Source organism: Nonomuraea sp. NPDC050022 (genome assembly GCF_044460705.1).
GTDB lineage: Bacteria > Actinomycetota > Actinomycetes > Streptosporangiales > Streptosporangiaceae > Nonomuraea.
This window is the reverse complement of the sequence record NZ_JBITKE010000004.1, coordinates 851,864-870,325: the sequence shown is the minus strand read 5'-3', so window position 1 is coordinate 870,325 and position 18,462 is coordinate 851,864. Positions and strand designations below refer to the sequence as shown.

General features: G+C 68.3%; 24 protein-coding genes and 1 tRNA gene. 11 read left to right on the top strand and 14 right to left on the bottom strand.

Translation table 11 applies throughout. The features are described 5' to 3' along the window. The first annotated feature begins 28 nt into the window (after positions 1-28). Both ACIBO2_RS20935 and ACIBO2_RS20930 read left to right on the top strand, forming a co-directional pair. A complete protein-coding gene (locus tag ACIBO2_RS20935) occupies positions 29-538 on the top strand; it encodes a VOC family protein (protein ID WP_358550213.1) in 510 nt (169 codons plus the stop codon). Positions 539-657: 119 nt separating this feature from the next. Continuing rightward, positions 658-897, top strand: a complete 240-nt coding sequence (locus ACIBO2_RS20930; protein ID WP_357957564.1) for a hypothetical protein — start codon at positions 658-660, stop codon at positions 895-897. Between the two features lie 125 nt (positions 898-1,022). Here the strand turns inward: ACIBO2_RS20930 and ACIBO2_RS20925 are convergent, their stop codons facing one another. Further along, the gene (locus tag ACIBO2_RS20925) at positions 1,023-1,598 is read right to left on the bottom strand and encodes an NAD(P)H-dependent oxidoreductase (RefSeq protein ID WP_358550211.1); all 576 of its coding nucleotides are present in this window, start codon (positions 1,596-1,598) and stop codon (positions 1,023-1,025) included. 97 nt (positions 1,599-1,695) lie between these two features. On the opposite strand from ACIBO2_RS20925, the gene ACIBO2_RS20920 reads away from it, so the two are divergent. Next, the gene (locus ACIBO2_RS20920; protein WP_358550209.1) at positions 1,696-2,028 is read left to right on the top strand and encodes a helix-turn-helix domain-containing protein; all 333 of its coding nucleotides are present in this window, start codon (positions 1,696-1,698) and stop codon (positions 2,026-2,028) included. A 13-nt stretch (positions 2,029-2,041) separates the two neighbouring features. Here ACIBO2_RS20920 and ACIBO2_RS20915 read toward each other — a convergent pair whose 3' ends face one another. After that, the gene (locus tag ACIBO2_RS20915) at positions 2,042-3,148 is read right to left on the bottom strand and encodes a hypothetical protein (RefSeq protein ID WP_358550207.1); all 1,107 of its coding nucleotides are present in this window, start codon (positions 3,146-3,148) and stop codon (positions 2,042-2,044) included. Positions 3,149-3,326: 178 nt separating this feature from the next. Between ACIBO2_RS20915 and ACIBO2_RS20910 the strand changes: the two genes are divergently transcribed. Continuing rightward, on the top strand, positions 3,327-4,172 hold the full coding sequence (locus tag ACIBO2_RS20910) for a hypothetical protein (RefSeq protein WP_358550205.1): 846 nt from the start codon (positions 3,327-3,329) through the stop codon (positions 4,170-4,172). An 8-nt stretch (positions 4,173-4,180) separates the two neighbouring features. Here the strand turns inward: ACIBO2_RS20910 and ACIBO2_RS20905 are convergent, their stop codons facing one another. From ACIBO2_RS20905 to ACIBO2_RS20885, 5 genes are all read right to left on the bottom strand, one after another. Then, positions 4,181-4,972: an SDR family oxidoreductase gene (locus tag ACIBO2_RS20905; RefSeq protein WP_358550203.1), complete on the bottom strand. Its 792-nt coding sequence runs from the start codon at positions 4,970-4,972 to the stop codon at positions 4,181-4,183. Positions 4,973-5,067: 95 nt separating this feature from the next. Next, positions 5,068-5,505 (bottom strand): hypothetical protein, encoded by a 438-nt coding sequence (locus tag ACIBO2_RS20900; RefSeq protein WP_358550202.1) that lies wholly within the window; start codon positions 5,503-5,505, stop codon positions 5,068-5,070. A 10-nt stretch (positions 5,506-5,515) separates the two neighbouring features. Further along, the gene (locus tag ACIBO2_RS20895) at positions 5,516-6,586 is read right to left on the bottom strand and encodes a DUF6745 domain-containing protein (protein ID WP_397298491.1); all 1,071 of its coding nucleotides are present in this window, start codon (positions 6,584-6,586) and stop codon (positions 5,516-5,518) included. 155 nt (positions 6,587-6,741) lie between these two features. Next, positions 6,742-7,188: a hypothetical protein gene (locus ACIBO2_RS20890; protein ID WP_358550198.1), complete on the bottom strand. Its 447-nt coding sequence runs from the start codon at positions 7,186-7,188 to the stop codon at positions 6,742-6,744. A 259-nt stretch (positions 7,189-7,447) separates the two neighbouring features. After that, positions 7,448-8,671 carry a cytochrome P450 gene (locus tag ACIBO2_RS20885; RefSeq protein WP_397298488.1) on the bottom strand — a complete coding sequence of 408 codons (1,224 nt, stop codon included), beginning with the start codon at positions 8,669-8,671 and terminating at the stop codon, positions 7,448-7,450. A gap of 145 nt (positions 8,672-8,816) precedes the next feature. Here ACIBO2_RS20885 and ACIBO2_RS20880 point away from each other — a divergent pair, with 145 nt between their 5' ends. Beyond that, positions 8,817-9,206, top strand: coding sequence for a hypothetical protein (locus ACIBO2_RS20880; protein WP_358550194.1), 390 nt, complete (start codon positions 8,817-8,819; stop codon positions 9,204-9,206). A gap of 6 nt (positions 9,207-9,212) precedes the next feature. Here the strand turns inward: ACIBO2_RS20880 and ACIBO2_RS20875 are convergent, their stop codons facing one another. Then, complete coding sequence (locus tag ACIBO2_RS20875) at positions 9,213-9,428, bottom strand: hypothetical protein (protein ID WP_397298486.1); 216 nt, start codon at positions 9,426-9,428, stop codon at positions 9,213-9,215. A gap of 80 nt (positions 9,429-9,508) precedes the next feature. Here ACIBO2_RS20875 and ACIBO2_RS20870 point away from each other — a divergent pair, with 80 nt between their 5' ends. The 5 genes from ACIBO2_RS20870 (at position 9,509) to ACIBO2_RS20850 (ending at position 13,594) form a co-directional block, all read left to right on the top strand. After that, the gene (locus ACIBO2_RS20870) at positions 9,509-9,898 is read left to right on the top strand and encodes a DUF4180 domain-containing protein (protein ID WP_358550190.1); all 390 of its coding nucleotides are present in this window, start codon (positions 9,509-9,511) and stop codon (positions 9,896-9,898) included. A 14-nt stretch (positions 9,899-9,912) separates the two neighbouring features. Then, positions 9,913-9,984, top strand: a tRNA-Cys gene (locus ACIBO2_RS20865). A 133-nt stretch (positions 9,985-10,117) separates the two neighbouring features. Further along, complete coding sequence (locus tag ACIBO2_RS20860; RefSeq protein ID WP_397298484.1) at positions 10,118-12,229, top strand: transglycosylase domain-containing protein; 2,112 nt, start codon at positions 10,118-10,120, stop codon at positions 12,227-12,229. Positions 12,230-12,391: 162 nt separating this feature from the next. Continuing rightward, a complete protein-coding gene (locus tag ACIBO2_RS20855) occupies positions 12,392-12,808 on the top strand; it encodes a hypothetical protein (RefSeq protein WP_358550186.1) in 417 nt (138 codons plus the stop codon). Between the two features lie 132 nt (positions 12,809-12,940). After that, positions 12,941-13,594 carry an HNH endonuclease family protein gene (locus tag ACIBO2_RS20850; protein ID WP_358550185.1) on the top strand — a complete coding sequence of 218 codons (654 nt, stop codon included), beginning with the start codon at positions 12,941-12,943 and terminating at the stop codon, positions 13,592-13,594. 11 nt (positions 13,595-13,605) lie between these two features. On the opposite strand, the gene ACIBO2_RS20845 is transcribed toward ACIBO2_RS20850, so the two are convergent. The 5 genes from ACIBO2_RS20845 to ACIBO2_RS20825 all read right to left on the bottom strand — a co-directional run bounded on the left by ACIBO2_RS20845 (position 13,606) and on the right by ACIBO2_RS20825 (position 16,068). Next, positions 13,606-14,019 carry a DUF2871 domain-containing protein gene (locus ACIBO2_RS20845; RefSeq protein ID WP_358550183.1) on the bottom strand — a complete coding sequence of 138 codons (414 nt, stop codon included), beginning with the start codon at positions 14,017-14,019 and terminating at the stop codon, positions 13,606-13,608. Between the two features lie 32 nt (positions 14,020-14,051). Beyond that, positions 14,052-14,558, bottom strand: a complete 507-nt coding sequence (locus ACIBO2_RS20840) for a cupin domain-containing protein (protein ID WP_358550181.1) — start codon at positions 14,556-14,558, stop codon at positions 14,052-14,054. 25 nt (positions 14,559-14,583) lie between these two features. Further along, positions 14,584-14,955, bottom strand: coding sequence for a DUF4267 domain-containing protein (locus ACIBO2_RS20835; protein ID WP_397298481.1), 372 nt, complete (start codon positions 14,953-14,955; stop codon positions 14,584-14,586). 152 nt (positions 14,956-15,107) lie between these two features. Beyond that, positions 15,108-15,560: a phosphotransferase gene (locus tag ACIBO2_RS20830; RefSeq protein WP_397298479.1), complete on the bottom strand. Its 453-nt coding sequence runs from the start codon at positions 15,558-15,560 to the stop codon at positions 15,108-15,110. Positions 15,561-15,573: 13 nt separating this feature from the next. Further along, entirely contained in the window at positions 15,574-16,068 is a 495-nt protein-coding gene (locus ACIBO2_RS20825; RefSeq protein ID WP_358550176.1) for a copper resistance protein CopC, read from the bottom strand. A gap of 174 nt (positions 16,069-16,242) precedes the next feature. On the opposite strand from ACIBO2_RS20825, the gene ACIBO2_RS20820 reads away from it, so the two are divergent. After that, positions 16,243-16,782, top strand: coding sequence for a GNAT family N-acetyltransferase (locus tag ACIBO2_RS20820; RefSeq protein ID WP_358550174.1), 540 nt, complete (start codon positions 16,243-16,245; stop codon positions 16,780-16,782). Positions 16,783-16,818: 36 nt separating this feature from the next. On the opposite strand, the gene ACIBO2_RS20815 is transcribed toward ACIBO2_RS20820, so the two are convergent. Then, positions 16,819-18,441, bottom strand: a complete 1,623-nt coding sequence (locus tag ACIBO2_RS20815; RefSeq protein ID WP_397298477.1) for a sensor histidine kinase — start codon at positions 18,439-18,441, stop codon at positions 16,819-16,821. Between the last annotated feature and the right edge of the window lie 21 nt (positions 18,442-18,462).

Here is an 18,462-nt window from a genome sequence, read left to right as displayed (position 1 = left end):
AGGTAGCTTCCGCCGAGAGGGGTTCACCATGCCGGTCCAGCGGCTCAATCACGCGGTCCTGTACGTACGCGACGTCGAGCGCAGCGTCGCCTTCTACCGGGAGGCCCTCGGCTTCGAGGTGGTCATGGGCATGCCCGGTGCCGCCTTCCTGCAGGCGGCCGGCTCGACCAACGACCACGACCTCGGTCTGTTCCAGATCGGCGAGCAGGCGGGTCAGTCCACCGCCGGCCGGTCCACCGTGGGCCTCTACCACCTGGCCTGGGAGGTGGACACGCTCGACGAGCTGGAGCGCATCGCGGCCAAGCTGAGCGAGCTGGGCGCGCTGGCCGGGGCCTCCGACCACTCCACCACGAAGGCCCTGTACGCGCACGACCCCGACGGCCTGGAGTTCGAGGTCTCGTGGCTGGTGCCCGCCTCGCTCCTCACCGAGGAGGTGCTGACCGCGCGCAGCGGCATCCGGCCGCTCAACCTCGCGGCCGACAAGGAGAGGTACGGCGGCCAGACGCGCGGCGGCGTGGGCGTCTCCATCCCCGCCTGACGTCCCGTCTATCCCAGTCCGACGTCCAGGCGTCTCCATCCCAGTCGGACGTCCTGGCGTCACATTTCGCACTGGATGTACCGTGGCCTTATCCCACTCCCGCGCTTTGGAGGAGGGCCATGCCGAGCGATCCCGACCATGTTCTCGACGCCATCGACGGTGTCGTCGACGAATGGGAGACGTTGAGCGCCGACGCGATGCGCTGGGCGCCTCCCGAGAGCAAGTCCGAAGACCTGATCCACGAGGTGACGGAGATCTTCGGCCCGCTCGCGAACGCGCTCAGCCAGGCGTTCCGCCCACTGGGTGACGCCGTGACCCGCGTGCTCGACAACCTGATCGACAACGACGACGAGTCCTGAAATAACCCGAATAACCTGACAGAACCCGCCATAAGTCCGCCTGCCACACCGCCCGGCAGGCCGTACCGGATGCTTGGCCAGACGGGTCAGGCGGACGATCCGCCGCGCCACGCGGAGTGGGCAGGTCAGGCGGCCGAGAGGCGCATGGGGCGTAGGGCGCCCGTGAGCTTGGCGAGTTCGGCCAGCATGGCGTCGGCGGCGGCGGTCATCACGTCGTTGGGCTTGACCGTGCCGTCCTCGACGAACTGCGGCACGAACGGCAGGTTGACCGCCTCGACCACCGGGATCATCTTCAGGGTGCTGACCACCTGGCGCAGGCTGTTGACCGCGCGGGTGCCGCCGGAGAGGCCGCCGTAGCTCACGAAGCCGGCCGCCTTGTGCTGCCATTCCTGGTGCAGGAAGTCGAGGGCGTTCTTGAGGACGGCGTTGAAGCTGTGGTTGTACTCGGGCGTCACGAAGACGTAGGCGTCGCCGCGCTCGACGATGGCGCTCCACTCCTTGGTGTGCGCGTGCTCGTACTGCTTGAGCCTGGGGTGGTTCGGCTCGTCCAGGAAGGGCAGGCCGACCTCGGCCAGGTCGATCAGCTCGACGTCGAAGTCGCCGCCGGCCACGGCCCGCTCGTAGAACCACTCCCCGATCACCCTGCCCACGCGGCCGGGGCGGGTGCTGGCGATGACCACCTGCAGTACGGGCTTGGACATGGGGCGCTCCTCAGTCTTAGACGGCTAGTTGCTCAACATTATTGAGTAACTACATATTTCTTAGCAAATGGAGCGGCGGTTGGGTAAGATCTACGGCGTGAGCATTGATTCGGTGTGCGTCAGGTTCCACACCGCCCTCGAACTGATCGGCGCCCGGTGGTCGGGCGCCGTGCTGCAAATGATCTTCAAAGGCGCGCACCGCTACGCCGCGCTCAAAGCGGCCATCCCCGGGGTCAACGACACGATGCTCGCCCGGCGCCTGCGGGAGCTGGAGGCAGCCGGGCTCATCGAGCGGCGAGTGCTCGCCACCTCACCGGTCAGGGTCGAATACCACCTGACGGAGATGGGCGAGGAGCTGCGGCCGGTCATAGACGAGCTGGTCATCTGGGCGCACAAGTGGATCCCGCTCCCGGAGGAGAAGGCCTCCTGACATTCGGGTGCTGTCAGGCGGCTCCCACGTGTTCGGCGATGGCCCCGGTGACCGGTATGACCGTGGGCAGCGGCCGGGCGGTGAAATGTGCTGGCTTGTGGGTACGCAGCAGCAGCTCGCCGCTGCGTTCCCAGTCGAAGCCGCGCTTGTTGAGTAGTTTGGCGAAGACCGCGCCGGCCTTCTCGGGATCGCGTTCGGCCAGCCGCCGGATCGGCACCGGTGAGACGGCGTCGCCCCTGAGGTAGGAGCTGACCAGCTCGCGGTAGGACCGCCTGGCGATCAGATCGGGGTCCTGGAAGACCTCCTCCAACTTGGCGAAGTCGGCGTAGTAACCGAGCCCCGCCACCTCGTCGAAGATCAGGGCCACAGTCTCGGCCCCGTCCATCCGTACGGGCAGCTCCTCCGTGGCCGGCGCGGCGCCGCCCAGGCGCCCCGACTGGTAGGCCAGGTAGCCGCGGATGCGGCCGGCCAACTCGGCGGGCCGCAGCACGACCAGGTCGGCCCCGAAGTGACTGATGAAGCACCGGCGCTGCTCGCTCTGCAGCTCCCTGGCCCGCGCCAGCAGCACCGGGTTGCGGAACACCCAGTCGGGACGCTCCAGCGCGATGTGCGCGGCCACCGGCAGGAGCGTGTCACGCGCGGCGGCGGCGTGCACCGCGGGCGTGCCGCTGATCAGCCAGTCGAGGCCGAGCGGCAGCAGCCTGCCCACCACGTACATCCCTGGGCGCAGCTCCTCGAACGCCGCCGCACCCAGGTTGGAGAACGCCCGGTAGACCAGCTCGTCCACGAGGTTGAACAGCAGCACGGCCGCCCCGTCGACCACCCGCACCTCGTACACCCCCTCGACCACCTCCTTCCAGCTCGACAGCAGCTCGACCTCGGCCCTGGCCAGGTCGGGCCGCTCGCGCAGGAACCGGTCGATGACCGTGTCGCCACCGGTCAGCGGGTGCTGGTGGGCGAAGTAGTCGATGGGCAGGAAGGCCGCGGCCTCGTCGGTGGGCGGGTCGTCGGCGTAGAACCGGTCGAGCACCCCGCTCAGCTCGCGCTCGAACCTGCCTGAGGTGGCAAAGTGGATCAGCTCGGCCTTGAGCTCAACAGCCCGCGCCAGCATGGTCATCATCACTCCTCGTGTCCGGAGTGACACTAACCGTCCCTGGGGCGGTCGGGACGGCTCTTCCGCCAGTTGGGGTCACCACCTGCCGTTCGCCGCCGGCCTCGCCGATAGCCTCGTACCGATGAGGGGCCGGGCGAACCGCTGCCGTGGTGGCCCGGTCGCGCGCTCAAGAGGTGGTAGGCGAATGACGCTCTTGGATTACCTACGCGACTGGCATCCCAAGCCCGTGACCAGCGAAGACGTCATCTCGCCCCAGCCCGCGGCGGCCCTGGCGGCGGTTCTCGACGCGCCACCCACCGCCGGTGAGGCGCTGCCGTTGCCGTGGCAGTGGCTGTACTTCCTGGAGTGGCCGCCACAGACCGCCCTCGGCCTCGACGGCCATCCGGCCGAGGGTCACTTTCTGCCGCCCATCCCGCATCGGCGGCGGATGATCGCGGGTGGGCGGATGCGGGCGCGGCGGGGGCTGGAGATGGGGCGGCCCGCCGTACGGACCGCCGAGCTGACGGCCGTCACGCCGAAGGAGGGGCGGACGGGAGAGCTGTTGTTCGTGACGGTGCGGTGCGAGTACCGGCAGGGTGGGGAGTTGCGGCTGGTCGACGAGCAGGACCTGGTCTACCGCTCGGACCCGCCGACCGAGGGAGCGGCTCCTAGCGAGACCCTTCCGCCGCCCGGAGCTGGTCCCACGGATGCTGATGCCGCGTGGCGGCTTGCGGTTACCGCTACTCCGCCGCTGCTGTTCCGTTTCAGCGCGCTCACCGCCAACGCCCACCGCATCCACTACGACCAGCGCTACTGCACCGACGTCGAGCGCTACCCCGGCCTCGTCGTGCACGGCCCGCTGCTCGCCGTTCTCATGGCCGAGCTGCCCCGACGGCACGCCCTGGGGCGGCGGATCACCGGACTGACCTACCGCCTGCGCCGTCCCGTCTTCGAGGGCGAGCCGTTCGTCGTCACCGGCTCGCCGGAGTCGGGGCAGCTGAGCGTCCAGGACGCCTCCGGCAGGCTGCGAGCCGAGGCGCACTTCACCTGACCCCCGGCTCACACCGTCTTGAGCATCCCGCCGTCGACGAAGTACGTGGAGCCCACCGAATAGCCGGCCCGCTCCGAACACAGGAAGACCATGAAGTCCGCCACCTCCTCCGGGGTGGCGAACCGCTTGATCGGCGCGTGCTCCCGCGCGACCTCGTCGAGGTGCGCCTGCCAGTCCCCGCCGCTGTCCGCGGTCAGCTGCTTGGCGGTCTTCACCCAGTCGGGGGTGAGGACCAGGCCGGGGTTGACGCAGTTCACCCGGATGTTGTGGTCGATGACCTCCGTCGACAGCGTCTTGGAGAACATCATCAACGCGGCCTTGGTCACGTTGTAGATGGGTTCGTACCAGAGCGGCTGGACGGCGCAGATCGACGCGTTGTGCAGGATCACCCCGCCACCGCGCCGCCGCATGCCGGGCACGAGCCCGCGGGCCAGGCGTACCGCCGCCATGACGTGCAGGTCCCAGTACGCCTGCCACTTCTCGTCCGGGGCCTCGAGTATGGTCTCGTTGGACCCGGCTCCGGCGTTATTGACCAGGATGTCCGCGCCCCCGAAGCCCTCTTCGGCCGCCTCGATCAGCGTCCCCGTGCCGTCCGCGGTCGCCACGTCACACGGGACGGGCACCACGCGCACGCCGTGGGCTTCGCGGATGCCGCGCGCCGCCTCCTCCAGGCGGTCGCCGACACGGGCGGCGAGTACGAGATGCGCGCCCTCTGCCGCGAGCCCCTGTGCCACGGCCAGGCCGATCCCGGAGCTGCCACCGGTGATGACGGCGACCTTGTCCCTCAACCCGAGTTCCACCGAACCTCCCGCAGACTGTCCACACGTGCCCCTCCATCATCGGGCACCGCCTGCGGCGCACCGGGATCGCGCGCCGCGGGGGTGTCGGCGTGGATTCAGTCCGCCACGAGGCGGCTCCTCTGGCCCTCGTGCTCGCGCTGCCGCCGGATGACGTACGTGCCCGGCGTGCAGCCCGTGGCCCCGTGTTCGGGATGCAGCAGGTAGGCGACGGCGGAGGTCTCGAAGATGCCGATCGCCAGCCGGTCGGAGTCCATCACGTCAACCGTCCAGCGGCAGGTGCCCGGGTCGGCGACGAGCGTGTGCGGGTTGCCGCCGGCCGCGCCACGCAGGAGTTCGACCCCTTCGGGCGGTACATCCGTCCAGGTAGTCGGGTTCCATGGCCGTACGGACGACGCGACGACGGAGAGCGGGATGACGATGAGGTCGCCCTGGGCTTGGAGCCCGTCGACGACAGGGATGCGCACCGTCTGCTCGAGGTGGTCGAGCACGGCGAGTCCGGTCTGCTGGGAGAGGGAAGCGAGAGTCACAGTCATGGGGATCACCTCAGGTTCGGCGTACGAGAAGGGAGTACTGCTCGGCGGACAGCCCGTAGGTCCAGCCGGCGGCTTCGAGCGGGTCGTTGAGGAACCCCGGCACGGTCAGCCCGTACCGGCGGCGGTGCCCGTCGCGTTCGACGGACCCGTTGACCGCGAGGAGCACCTTGGTCTCCTTGCGCAGGTCGTACAGCCGCAGTTCCGACCCGGGGTTGCCGGGGTCCGGCGCGGCGGCGACCAGCCGCAGGCCGGCCTGTTCGATGTACGAGCTCCAGCCGATGCGCTCGATCGCGCACCGCCTGACCTCGACGTTGGCCTCCTGGGCGATCCGCTGGGCGTCCGGACCCGTGATCACCCAGGGGGGCACCTGGGTGCCGTGCCAGGCGTACACGTCCCACCCGTCCGCGTAGCGCACCGCCGGGCCGTCGGCACAGTGCAGCCGGACTTCGCCCTCGTCGCTCCACACCTCCGTGTGCAGGGCGACGGGCCGTTCGGAGATGACGCACACGCCTTCACGAGGCCACCACCAGCCGCCTGAGCGGGCCGCTGCCGCCCACAGATCGAGCTGCCTGGCCCGCTCGGTCCCGAAGACCACACCGGCCGCTCGACGGAGGGCGTCGTAATGGGCGATCCAGGAGACGCACTGCACGCCGTACCAGCCGTTCATCCGGCGTTCCCGCGAGCCATGCACCGCCCGGACAGGCACGAGGAGCGAAGCTTGGGTGGATCGCGCGAGCGAGCCGACCACCTCCCGGCGAATCAGCCGGTCCATCGGCTGCCATCTGACCCGGGTGTCGAGTTCGAGGCACAGCTGCCTCATCAGAGCGGAGAGCCGAGGTGGCAGCGGCCATTCCGACATGTGCCGGGCGGCTTCCGAAGGCCGAAGACCCGGCGGGGCGGTCTCCAGCGCCGCGAGCGGTGACGAGACCCAGTGGAAACGCGGTGGGGCGAGCCCGATCAGGTGGTAGAGCTCGGAGATGGCGGCCTCTTTGGCCGGACGGTCGGCGGGCATGGTCGACAGCGTCGAGCCCAGCCATTCTTCGCGGATTTCGGCAGCTTCCCGCTGCTCGGGAGCGCTCACCAGATGAAGGTGGCGTCGTCCTTTCCTACGATCATGGTGGAAATGGTGACAGATCTGGGTGGCGGCTGTCTACTGCGGAGGTATCGCTGCTGACCGCCCCCGTCCCTCCGCTTGCCCAGCCGACTGGACAAGCGGAGGTGTGCCTGTGGCAGTGCTTACGGGTTGTCGACGCCGATCCAGTTGACGTACCACCCGTAAGTCTCCGCGTCGGCGACGGTGAGCGGGGGGAGGTCCCTCTCGCTCCAACGGATATAGACGCGGAATCCGGTCGCGGTGGGGTGGTAAACGGTGCTGGTGCCCGTCAGCTCGAACTGGTGATCCGTGCCGCCGACCGAGACCGTGTAGACGGGAGTACCCCTGAAGCCCGCGGCCGTGGTGTCCACGTCGATGTAGAGGCCGGGCGAGTTGTTTATGTAGAGCTGCCAGCCCATTCCCGGCGCCGTGCTCCCGGAAGCGATCCGCTGAGTCGTCGTCCCCGAAAGTGCCTTGGCTACCGTCTGCTTGACGACAGGGCGGGCGTCGGCATGCGCACCGACCCCTGTCGTGAGGGCGGCTCCGAATGCCAGGGCAGTGGCAAGGGTGGTGAATCTTACGATGGACATGCGTGCTCCTTAGGTCAAAGTCCTCAGCGGTCATGACCTCGGAGAGACACTGTCCGCAGGGGGCAGCCATGGCGTGCGAGGATAAAGCGATCATCACACATGGTAATCGCCGCGAAGCGCTACTCCATGGCACGACACTCTCCCGAAAAAGGGAGTATGAGCTGGGGATTCTCCCGTTCGAGCAACCCCACGACGCCTTCTCATCCGATGCGCAAACCGTAACTCAGCGTGACTTCGATGCCGGAGTTCGGGCGCCTTCTCACCAGGCGAGGAAGAGCGTCTCGGGAGAGCGGTGGATGAGGGTGGGGGCCATCGTGATGTCGGTGTGGGCCAGGCGCAGGCCGGGGAGTTCGCGGATCAGGATTTCCAGGGATATCCGGACCTGCTCCTTGGCGAGTTGCGAGCCCGGGCACCCGTGCGGACCATGTCCGAAGGACAGGTGGCGGAAGGCTTCCCGGCCGATGTCGAACTCATCCGCCCGCAGGTCACCGTCCGCGGCATCGGCATCGGCATCGGCGTCGGCGTCGCGGCCGGCTGAGGCGAAGGACACGAAGACCACGTCGCCCTCGTGCAGCTCAGTGCCGCTCAGCGTCACGGTGGTGGTGACCGTACGCCGGAAGCCCTGGACCGGTGCCTCGAACCGAAGTGCCTCCTCGATGGCCGCGGCGATGAGCCGCGGCTGCTCGCGGAGCAGTTCCCACTGGCGGCGATCACGCAGCAGGTTGAGCACCACGGTGCCGAGCAGCGCGGTCGTCGTCAGGTGGCCGGCCAGCAGCAGGTTCTGGACATTGGACACGATCTCCTTGCGCTGGTCCAGCGTGAGGTCCTCAGAGCCGGGGGCCAGGTCGCGGACCATCTCCGTGAACAGGTCGTCACGCGGAGCCCTCCTCCGCGCGCGAGCGTAGCCGTCGAGCAGTTGCTGCATGTCCACGATCTCCTGCGCGACCTCGACCTGCTCGCCCTCCGTCAGCTCGGTGAACACCAGCCGCTCCGCTCCCTGCGCCCCGCGAATCGCGCCAGGCGCGTCGGCGGGGTCCAGGCCGACCAGATGGCCGATCACGGCGGCGGGCAGCGGCCTGGCGTACGCGGCCATCCACTCGACCTGACCGTCGCCGGCGAAGGAGCCGATGAGCGCCTCGGCCCGCTCGGTGATGAACGGGAGCGCGGCGGTCACCTTGGCGGACGACAGCCCTCTGCTGAGGGGGCGGCGCAGGCGCCGGTGCGCGTCGCCATCGGCGCCGAGCACCGTCCGCACGCCACCGAACCCCTGGCTCAGCACCGAGAGCGCGGCCTTGCTCGGCAGGTGGTCGGGCCGCAGCGCGCCCGCCGACGAGAACTGCTCAGGGTTGCCCAGCACCTCGCGTACGTCTTCGCGCCTGCTCACCAGCCAGGCGTCCAGTTCGGGTACGAAGGTAAGCCCTTGCGTCCGGCGAGCCTCGGTGTAGACGGGGTACGGGTCGCGGTAGAACGCCTGTGGGTTCACGTGCCTATGGTCGCGGGTGGGATATGCGCCGGACAAGCTTTGCCCAAAGGCTCAATACGTTGCCGTTTAGTGGGAAATTTCCTCATTAATGTCGCCTCACCTGCGCTTTGTCGCATTTGAGGTCTAGCGAGAGGATCGGCGGACGATGCCAACAGATATTGTTGTGATCCTCAATGATCAGCCGGGTGAGCTGGCCCGACTCGGCAGGGTCACCGGCGACGCGGGCGTGAACATCCAGGGTCTCGCGGCGTTCACCGGAGAGGGCAAGGGCGTCGTACACGTGCTCGTGGATGACGAGGCCGCCACCAGATGCCGGCAGGCGTTCGAAGGCGCCGGGATGGGGATCGCCGACGAGCGCTCCGTACTCGTGGCGGACATGGACGACCATCCGGGCGCCCTTGGCGACCTGACCCGGCAACTCGCCGACGCCAACGTCAACATCGACCTCGCCTACACGACCTTCGGCGGTGTACGGATCGTCATCGCCACCGACGACATGGCGAACGCGAAGTCGGTCCTCGAAAGCAGGCGCTGATCCTTCTCACGAGTCGCGGCGATTGACGTCGCCGATATCCGTCGCTATTGTCGTTTTGGAAATGACGAACAGGCGTGAATTCACCGACCGCCTGAAGACGAAGGTCAGGAGCCGGACGATGGACAGGAAGGTAGCAGCCATGATGGCCTGCTCCGCCTGCGATCCGGCCGCTTCGTCCTGTTGTCGTTGTTGTCGCGCCTGACGCGCACCCTTCCCGCGCACATCGCCCCACCGGCGTTTTCTCGCCGCGCCGTCAAATGACGCCGCGCGCGCATCTTTAGCTTTCTTCCCTTTTCGAGAGAGTGGATATCGTCATGCCTGAAACGCTTTCCCTTATTCAGGGATTCCGTGTTCTCTCGTGCGCCCCTGATGGCGAACCGATTAAGGACGAGCGCGCCGCCACCGATCTGGTGGGCGAGGCGTGGGGGCAGCGCGCCGAGGTGATCGTCATTCCGGCGGAACGGCTCGACGACGCCTTCTTCCAACTCCGGACCCGGGTCGCGGGTGACATCACGCAGAAGTTCACGACGTACCGGCTGCTTCTGGTGATCGCGGGGGACATCTCCCGGCACACGGCGGCGAGCTCGGCCTTGCGCGACTTCGTTCATGAGACGAACCAGGGTGACCACGTCTGGTTCGTGTCCAGCCTGGAGCACCTCGACGAGCGTCTGGCCCGCCGCGCCGGCGCCTGACCGTTCGTCTGCTTGGCCGTGTGCCCGAGTGGTCCAGGGAACCGCCTGCAAAGCGGTGGACGCCGGTTCGAATCCGGTCACGGCCTCTCAACTTGCCCGCCCACCCTTTGACCAGGGCTCATACCGAATCGGATATCGATTCCGGGCGAATAGCGCTATTAGACATCATCTGTCCGGTTCTGATTTGCTCCTGCCCTCTGCTGACCAAGAGGGGCTTTGATGGCGCGTCGGGGGACGAAGATCGTACGGCTCACCGCGGCCGGGGTGGCCGCGGGTGTGCTCATGGCGGGGATCGCGGTGCCGGCCGTAGGGGGTGCGGCGCTCGGGTTCGTGTCGGCGGTGGGCGAGGCGGAGCTCAAGCCGGTCGCCCTCGTCGAGCCGCCGCCGGCCGAGGTCACGATCGTGCAGGACGCCAAGGGGGGCGAGATCGCGCGCTTCTACGAGGAGTATCGGGAGATCGTCGGCTTCGACCAGATCGCCGAGGTCATGAAGACGGCGATCATCTCGATCGAGGACTACCGCTTCTACGAGCACGGCGCGATCGACATCGAGGGCACCGTACGAGCGCTGGCCAAGAACCTGCGGGCGGGCAAGGTGAGCCAGGGCGGGTCCAGCATCACCCAGCAGTACGTCAAGCAGGTGCTGCTCAACTCCGCCGACACCGACGCGGAGCGGAACGCGGCGCTTGCGGCCAGCTACGCGCGCAAGCTGAACGAGTTGCGGTACGCCATGGGGGTCGAGGAGAAGTACACCAAAGACCAGATCCTCGAGAAATATCTGAACATCGCGTACTTCGGGGCCGGTGCTTACGGTGTCGAGGCGGCGGCCAAGCGGTTCTTCGGCGTCAAGGCCAGCCGGCTCACCCTGCCACAGGCGGCGACGCTGGCGGGGGCCGTACAGGACCCGAACGCCACCGACCCGAACATCGACAGGAAGCACCGCGACAGGCTGCTGAACCGCCGTAACGTCGTGCTGAACCGGATGGCCGAGCTGGGCAAGATCACTCCCGCCGAGGCGGCCGCGGCGAAGGCCACCAAACTCGGCTACAAGGGAACCAAGCTCCCCGGCGGCTGCGACTCCAGCAAATATCCGTACTTCTGCCTGTATGTCCGGCAGGAGATCCTCAACAACCCCGACTTCGGCAAGACCGCCGCGGCGCGCCTGGCGATGCTCAACCGCGGCGGCCTGACGATCAGGACCACGATCGACCCCGCCATGCAGCGGGCCGCGGATCGGGCGATCAGGAAGTACGTCTACGCCTCCGACGACGCCGTCGCCGCCGAGGCGCTGGTCCAGCCGGGCACCGGCGCGATCAAGGCCATGGCCGCGAGCAGACCGTACGGCGTCGACCGCGCCAGGAACGAGATCTCCTACAACCTCGTCGCGGACGCCGTGCACGGCGGCGGCGCCGGGTTCCAGGCCGGCTCCACGTTCAAGACCTTCACCCTGATCAGCGCGCTGAAGAACGGCATGAAGCTCGACGACGGCCTGAGCGCGGGCGCCGGATACCGGGCCCCGGCCTATTCGACGTTCAAGAACTGCAAGGGCGAGAACATCGGCGACCCGACGCACACGGTCACCAACGACGAAGGCTCCCCGGGGTGGAAGACGCTGCGGACCGGCACCTGGGCCTCGGTGAACACCTTCTTCATGGAGCTCGAGCGGCGGGCCGGGCTCTGCGAGACGGTCACCACGGCCAAGTCGCTGGGCATCCGCCGCTCGGACGGGCGGAAGCTGCAGGAGTACGAGACGTTCACGCTCGGCATCAACGAGATGGACCCGGTGACCGTGGCCACCGCTTACGCGGCGATAGCGGCACGCGGCAAGTACTGCGCGCCGACGGCGATCACCCGGGTCACCGACCGCGACGGCAAGGCCACCCGGTACCGGCCGAAGTGCCGTCAGGCGCTCGACCCCGCCATCGCCGACGCGACGGCCGACGTGCTGTCCGGCGTGCTCACCAAGGGCACGATGCGCGACGTCGGGGGCATCGGGCGCGACGCGGCGGGCAAGACCGGCACCACTGACGACTACGCGTCAGCGTGGTTCGCCGGGTTCACCCCGGACCTGGCGGCGGCGGTGAGCATCGGGGACCCGCGCGGCTCCCAGAAGCACAAGCTGACCGGGGTGACGATCGGCGGGCGCTACTACGGGGCGGTGGCGGGTGCCACCCTTCCCGGGCCGATCTGGAAGGACACGATGATCGGCGCGTTGGCGGGCGTGCCCCCGACGTCGTTCTCCCCCATCGACACCGCTCGATTCGAGGGGTGCTCCGAGGGTTGCCGAACCGCGCCGACGACAGCTGAAGATGACAGCACGCCTGACCCCTGATTCGGGCGGGCGTTCGCGCGAAACCGCTGGTTGGATGTCCCGTACGCGTGTGGTGCTGATCACCTTGGATGTGCGGATTTCTGCACAGTTGATCGCTGGCCGTCTCCCTAATGTCTGTCCTGCCGGACGAACCCGGCAGCACCGACAAGGGGGAGGAACCCAATGCGTAAGACCTTTGCGATCGCGGCTCTGGCCGGCTCGATGGCCTTCACCGGTATCGCTCTCAGCCCGGCCGCCCAGGCGACCACCCAGTCCACGACCACCACCGCGAGCGCGACCAACTTCACGGTGAACTGGGGCAAGTTCTTCTCCAGTGACCGCAAGGCGTACACGTTCGGCAGGACGTGGAAGAGCGGTGGCAAGGTCTTCACGACGTGGCACGGGGTGGACAACGTCGGCGGCAAGAAGGGCTGGGTGTGGTTCGAGTACTACAAGAACGGCAGCTGGCACAAGTTCAACCAGTCGTGGGACGGCGAGGTCGTCGGCCGCTGGAGCGGGCGTGGGATCAAGAAGGTGTACACGTTCACCTGCTGGGCGGGCAAGTTCGACAACTGCGGCCGCAAGTACCGCATCTACTAGACCGGGCGACGTAACGAGCGGTGCCCCTGCCGTACTGGCGACTCCTCCCACACGGTCCGTCAGCACCGCGGATCCGCAGCGTCCCTGTCGTGAAAATCGCGGTCAGCGGAAGTAGCTGGTAAGGGTAGAAGCATGATCTTTTTGAGGCGGACAGTGGGAGTCGCCGTACTCACCCTTCTGGCCATCCCGATCACCGCCGCCACGGCCACGCCACCGGCGGCCGCCGACGTGCGCGAACGGTCGCAGGCCGAGGGCGGGACGGCGGGCCGCCGTATGCTGGCCCGGTTGAAGGTCGCCAAGCCGTTATCCAGCCGTGGTTACAGCCACCGGCGGTTCCTGCCCCGGTGGGCGCACCACAAGGGCAGGTGCGACGCACGAGAGGTGGTCCTGGCCCGCGACGGGCGACACGTACGCAGAAACGCCGCCTGCCACCCGGTCAAGGGCGTCTGGTACAGCCCGTACGACGGTAAACGGCTGAAAAGCGAAAGGCTGGTCGACGTCGACCATGTCGTGCCATTGGCGTACGCCTGGCGCTCCGGTGCCAGCAAATGGAGCCAAGCGCGGCGCCGCGCCTTCGCCAACGACCTCACCCGCCCCGAGCTGGTGGTGGTCAGCCACTCCGCCAACATCGCCAAGGGCGGCCAAGGGCCGCAGAGCTGGCGTCCGCCGCGGCGCGCCTATTGGTGCCGGTACGCGACCTCGTGGATCACCGTGAAGCATCACTACCGGCTCCTCGTGACCCGAAAGGAGAAGGTGGCCCTGCTCAACATGCTCCGCACCTGCTGAGGGCCCCATGATCAGGATTCGTCTTCGGCAGCGATCCGCTTGCCGAGGTTGATGAAGAAAAGGACCAAGCCCACGGTCAGCACGATGTGTCCCAATCCGGCGAGTCCGGAGATCATCGCACTGGTCTGAGCGCCCAAGACGGTCTGGGTGCCGTGGATGATCATCATCAGGACCGTTAACGCGAGACCGGCGTTGTAGACCCAGAAGGACCAGTTGAAGAGCCTGCTGGCCGACAAGGTGAACAGCTTCTCCAACGCCAGCACGATGAGGAAGAAGAGCATGCCGAGCGCGAGCAGGTGCGTGTGCACGACGCCGAGCTGGGTGTCGCCCGTGAAGTCGGTCAACTTGGTGAGCTCACGATAGTACAGTCCGCTGATCACGCCAATGATCATGTAGATGTGTGCCGCATGGAGGAGCTTTTTCATGGTTAGGGCCTTTCTGGGGGGCTGGCGGCGCTTCAGGACCTGGCGTCGTTCCAGGTCGTGCTGGTGAGGAAGTAGGTGTCGTAGAGCTCCTGCACGTCAAGGAGGCTCTCCGGCGGCACCTTGCCGTACGCGATGCGCTCCAGGTGGCGGAAATACTCGAACCGCTCGACGCCCGGAGTGATGACGATGAGGATGTCGGCGTCCTCTCCCGGCGCCGCGGCGAAGGCATGGGGAAGACCGGCCGGCACGATCACGAGGTCCCCGCGCTCGGCGGTGACGACCTGCTCGCCGGACAACAGCTGCGCGGTGCCGTCGAGCATGTAGAACAGCTCGGCGGAGGCGCCGTGGCGATGCGGTTTGGCGCCGTCCGCGCCGTTCGCGAGCGTGACTCGCTGGGTCGACAGCGCGCCACCGGTTGAGCTGCTGTCGGCCAGCAGCCGGATGGTGGTGGGGGCCTGGCCGATCACTTCGGCGTCCCCGGATCTGACGATGACGGACCCGTTCGCGTTGCTGTCGAAGTTGGGCACGATGAGCGACATTTCGATGACTCCTTCAGATTCAGGCTCAGGCGAGGAACAGCAGGAGGGAGCTGATGAGGACGACCACGGCGGTGGCGAAGTGGATGCCGAACGCCACCGCCTTCGTGCCGCCGTTGCGCAGGACGATGATGGTGTCGGTGAGCGGGAGGAGGGCGACGACCAGCATGAACCAGGCCTCGGCGCGGACCCCGACGAAGAAGAGCAGGGCCAGGCCGACGATGCCGTAGACGGCGTCGCGTTGGCCCTTGACGGTCAGGTAGACGGCGTCCCCGTCCTTCTTGGCAGGCACGCCGTAGCCGGCGGCGGCGGTCTGTGGCACCCGCAGGAACTGCAGGCCGATGAAGAGGATGAACAGGTCGAGCACGACAGCGAGTCCGTAAGCGATGGGGATAAGCACGATCCACTCCAATTTCTAGCGCTGCTAGTTGCAAGAGTGACGCTAACATAGCCGCGACAGTTGCGCTAGCGGCGCTAGAATCGCGGTCATGCGGCACCCGTTGCGGTCAGCTGGAACCGGAGGGTCTGGAAAGGCGTGACCCGTACGGAAACCTAGATCGACGCCAGAACACGGTCGATCGCCGAGCGACCAGCGGGCCCCCAGGTCTCCCCACCGGGGAGGCCCCGGTCTCCGGCCCGGCCGATACTGATGAGCATCAGGCCGCGCAGGATCGCCCACCCTCGTGCGCGCCGGATCATCGCCTCGTCCGTGACGCGTACGCGGTGAGGAATCGGGTGTCCGCTCCTGAGGACAGGAGCAGCCACGCGGCCGCGAGGTCCGGCGCCTCCGTGATCCCGATCGGCCGGCGCATGCTGATGGAGCGCCCGGAGGAAGCCCCCCAAGCTGTCGGCCGCGTGCCCGCCATGGGTGATGGAGGCCCGGTCGGCCGGCTCGCCGGGAACCCAGGCCGTAATGGTCCACGGCCACGGAAAGCGTTCGGACGGTTCACCAATCCGTACAACGGTCGGCACCGGGAGCGGAAGGCGAGGGGCCAGGACGGGCATCCACTGGTGCTCCTTAGCGGGTGACTTTCCGCGAGAGGTCCGCGAGGCGCTCGGTCTCCTCGCTGCTCAGCGCCACCTTCATCGCCCCGGCGATCGCCCGCATCTCGTCGATCAACGGAGCGGTACGATCCAGGTGCGCGTTGGTCAGGCCGGTCACCTTGAAGGGGATCTTGCCCTCGTTCGGATGGCCATCGGAGGAGACCACCCGCCAGGCGATGACGTACTTGCCCGCAGCCAGCGGCTTGGAGACAGCGGCAGTGACCGTGGCACCGGACACCTTGGCCTTGCCGACAGCGGCCTTCTTGCCGTCCGCCGTCGACAGCACGACCGTGGGGAAGCGGACTCGGGTATGGAACTCCAGCTTGATCCGCTTGACCACTGCCACCTTGGCGTTCTTCGCGGGCGAACTGCTCTTCAGGCCGTCGTGGGCGAGCGCGGCCGGCGCGCCCAGCATGACGAAGGCGGCGGTGCACAGGGCCGCCAGGACGAATCGCGGTAGGGATGCCATCGTGAGCTCCAGAAAGGGGATCCGGCCACGCCCTGGGCGCGGACCGACGGGACGCTCGCGCGGACGAGCAGGCAAGCGTTCGGTCACGGGGCACGCGGGCCGCCGGACCCTCCAGGTCCCTCAGCCGGCGTGCGGCAGCGCGGGCGGACCACACACCAGCAGCAAGGACGTCCAGTGACCTACGAATACCGCCAACTCGACATCACGCCCACCATGCATGCGCAGCTCATCGACCTGTACCAGCGTTGCTACGCGGCCCCGCCATGGTCGGAAACCCCTGAACAGCTCAACGGTTACCCCGCCAATCTCGCCGCATCCATGGAACGGCCCGGCTTCATCGCTCATACCGCCAGTGACGACGCCGGCCGGCTCGTTGGTGTCTGCTACGGCTGGCCCACCCCCGCCGACCTGACCGGAAACCACGTCTACGACACCCTCATCAAAACCTTCGGCCTGGACGCCACCACCGCGCTCACCCGCGACGCCTTCGAGGTCGTCGAGCTCTTCATCCACCCCGACCACCAGGGTCAAGGAATCGGCCGAAACCTGCTCACCCAGGCGACCGGCTCCTGGCCCACCGCCTGGCTCATCACCAGCCCCCAGGCTCCTGCCGCCGTCCTCTACCGCAAACTCGGCTGGCAAGAAGCCGGGGACCTGCCGACCGACTTCCACCCCCAGCTCAAGCTATCGGTCTTCGCCCTGCCCAGAGGCTGATTCAGACGCACTTCCCCCCGCCACAGGCCACGGCCGTCAGCGCCGTACGGTCAGCACCTCGTCCTTGTGCGACAGCCGACCGCCGGTGAAACACAGCCGGTACGCCGGCGACGGCGAGTTCGCCCTGATCCGATAGAAGCGGCACTCGTCAGCGCCCCGCGGATCCGCAGGCGCGCCTCTCGGCCGCCCACCGGCGTCCACCTGGTACGCGGGCAGCCGTGACCCGAGTGACGCCAGGCTCTGGCCGACGCGCAACTCCGTGTACACCCCGGCGTCCAGCACCGAGCGGCGCGCGGTGTAGAGGTCGTAACCGGAGGTCACCAGCGTCAGAGCGGCGGCCGCCGCGATCGGCAGCCAGATCGCGTCGATCACTCTGCGCCGTACCTTGCGGCGGGCCAGGGCGAGCTCCCGCTGCGAGTCGGGTGGCGTGGCCGCGGCCCCCGCGGTGAGCGGCAGCCGGGCGGTGACGGCGAAGCCGCCGTCGGCGGGCCGCGCCCGCAGCCTGCCCCCGGCCAACCGGACCCGCTCGTCCAGACTGACCAGCCCGTAGCCACCGGACCCCGACGCTACCTCCGGCCGGGCCACTGCCCCCGCCCAGGCCGCTGTCCCCAGCCGAGCCGCCGGCAGTGGCCCGGCCGGGGGCGCCGCGTTGACCACGGTGACCTCCGCCTCGCCGGACGCGTGGTCCGTGCCCAGCCGCACGGTGACCGCGGCGCCCGGCGCGTGCTTGGTGGCGTTGGTCAGGGCCTCCTGAACCACCCGGTAGGCCGCCCGGTCGGCCATCGGCGGCAACGGCTCCAGCTCGCCGTGGAGCGTCACCGCCATCCCCGACGCGGCGGCCCGCTCGACCAGCGCGGCCACGGTGTCGCCGGACGGCAGCACGGGCGCGCTCTCGCCTTCCTCCCGCAGCACCCCGATGATCTCGCGCAGCCGCTCGGTGGACCTCGCAGCGGAAACGCGCAGCTCGGCGGCCGCCTGGCGGGCGGACTCGTCCAGCCCCGGATGTACCTGAAGCGCGGCGGCGCTCAGCGCGATCAGGCTCAGCTCGTGCCCCAGCGAGTCGTGCATGTCACCGGCGATCCGGGACCGCTCCACCAGTCGCATCCGCTCACCGATCAGGCTCTGTTCTCGCTCCAGCCGCTCGGCGAGCTCCCATCCGCTGCGGATGAGGCCGTCGTGCTGGCGGACGTACCGGCCGGCCAGCCAGGGCAGCAGGATGTTCGTCACCGCGGTGGTGACCAGCGACAACCAGTTCGACAGCGTGCTGCCAGGGGTGAGATTCACCGCCACAAGTCCCGCCAGGCACACCCCGGTGAAGAACAGCAGCCCGGCACGCATGCCGGCGGTCCGTCGCCCCAGCAGGAACGCCAGCAGCAGCTGGGGAATCATGAAGGTGTCGGTGTACAGCTCCGGTGTCACCGCCAGAGCCAGCCCCACCGGCACGGCCGCGGCCACGACCGGCCACCGTCGGCCCACGGCCACGGCCAGCGCCAGAAGCGGTACGGCGGCGATCCGCACCCAGGGCAGCGGCAGGCCGGGAGGCTGCCTCACCTCGGGCGACTCGTTCGCCAGGAACACCGGCACGGTGACCGCCAGCCAGAGCAGCAGATCGGCCGGGAACGCCTTCATCGCCACGATGTCGCGGAACGACCGATTCATGGCGGTCACGCTACGCGGCGC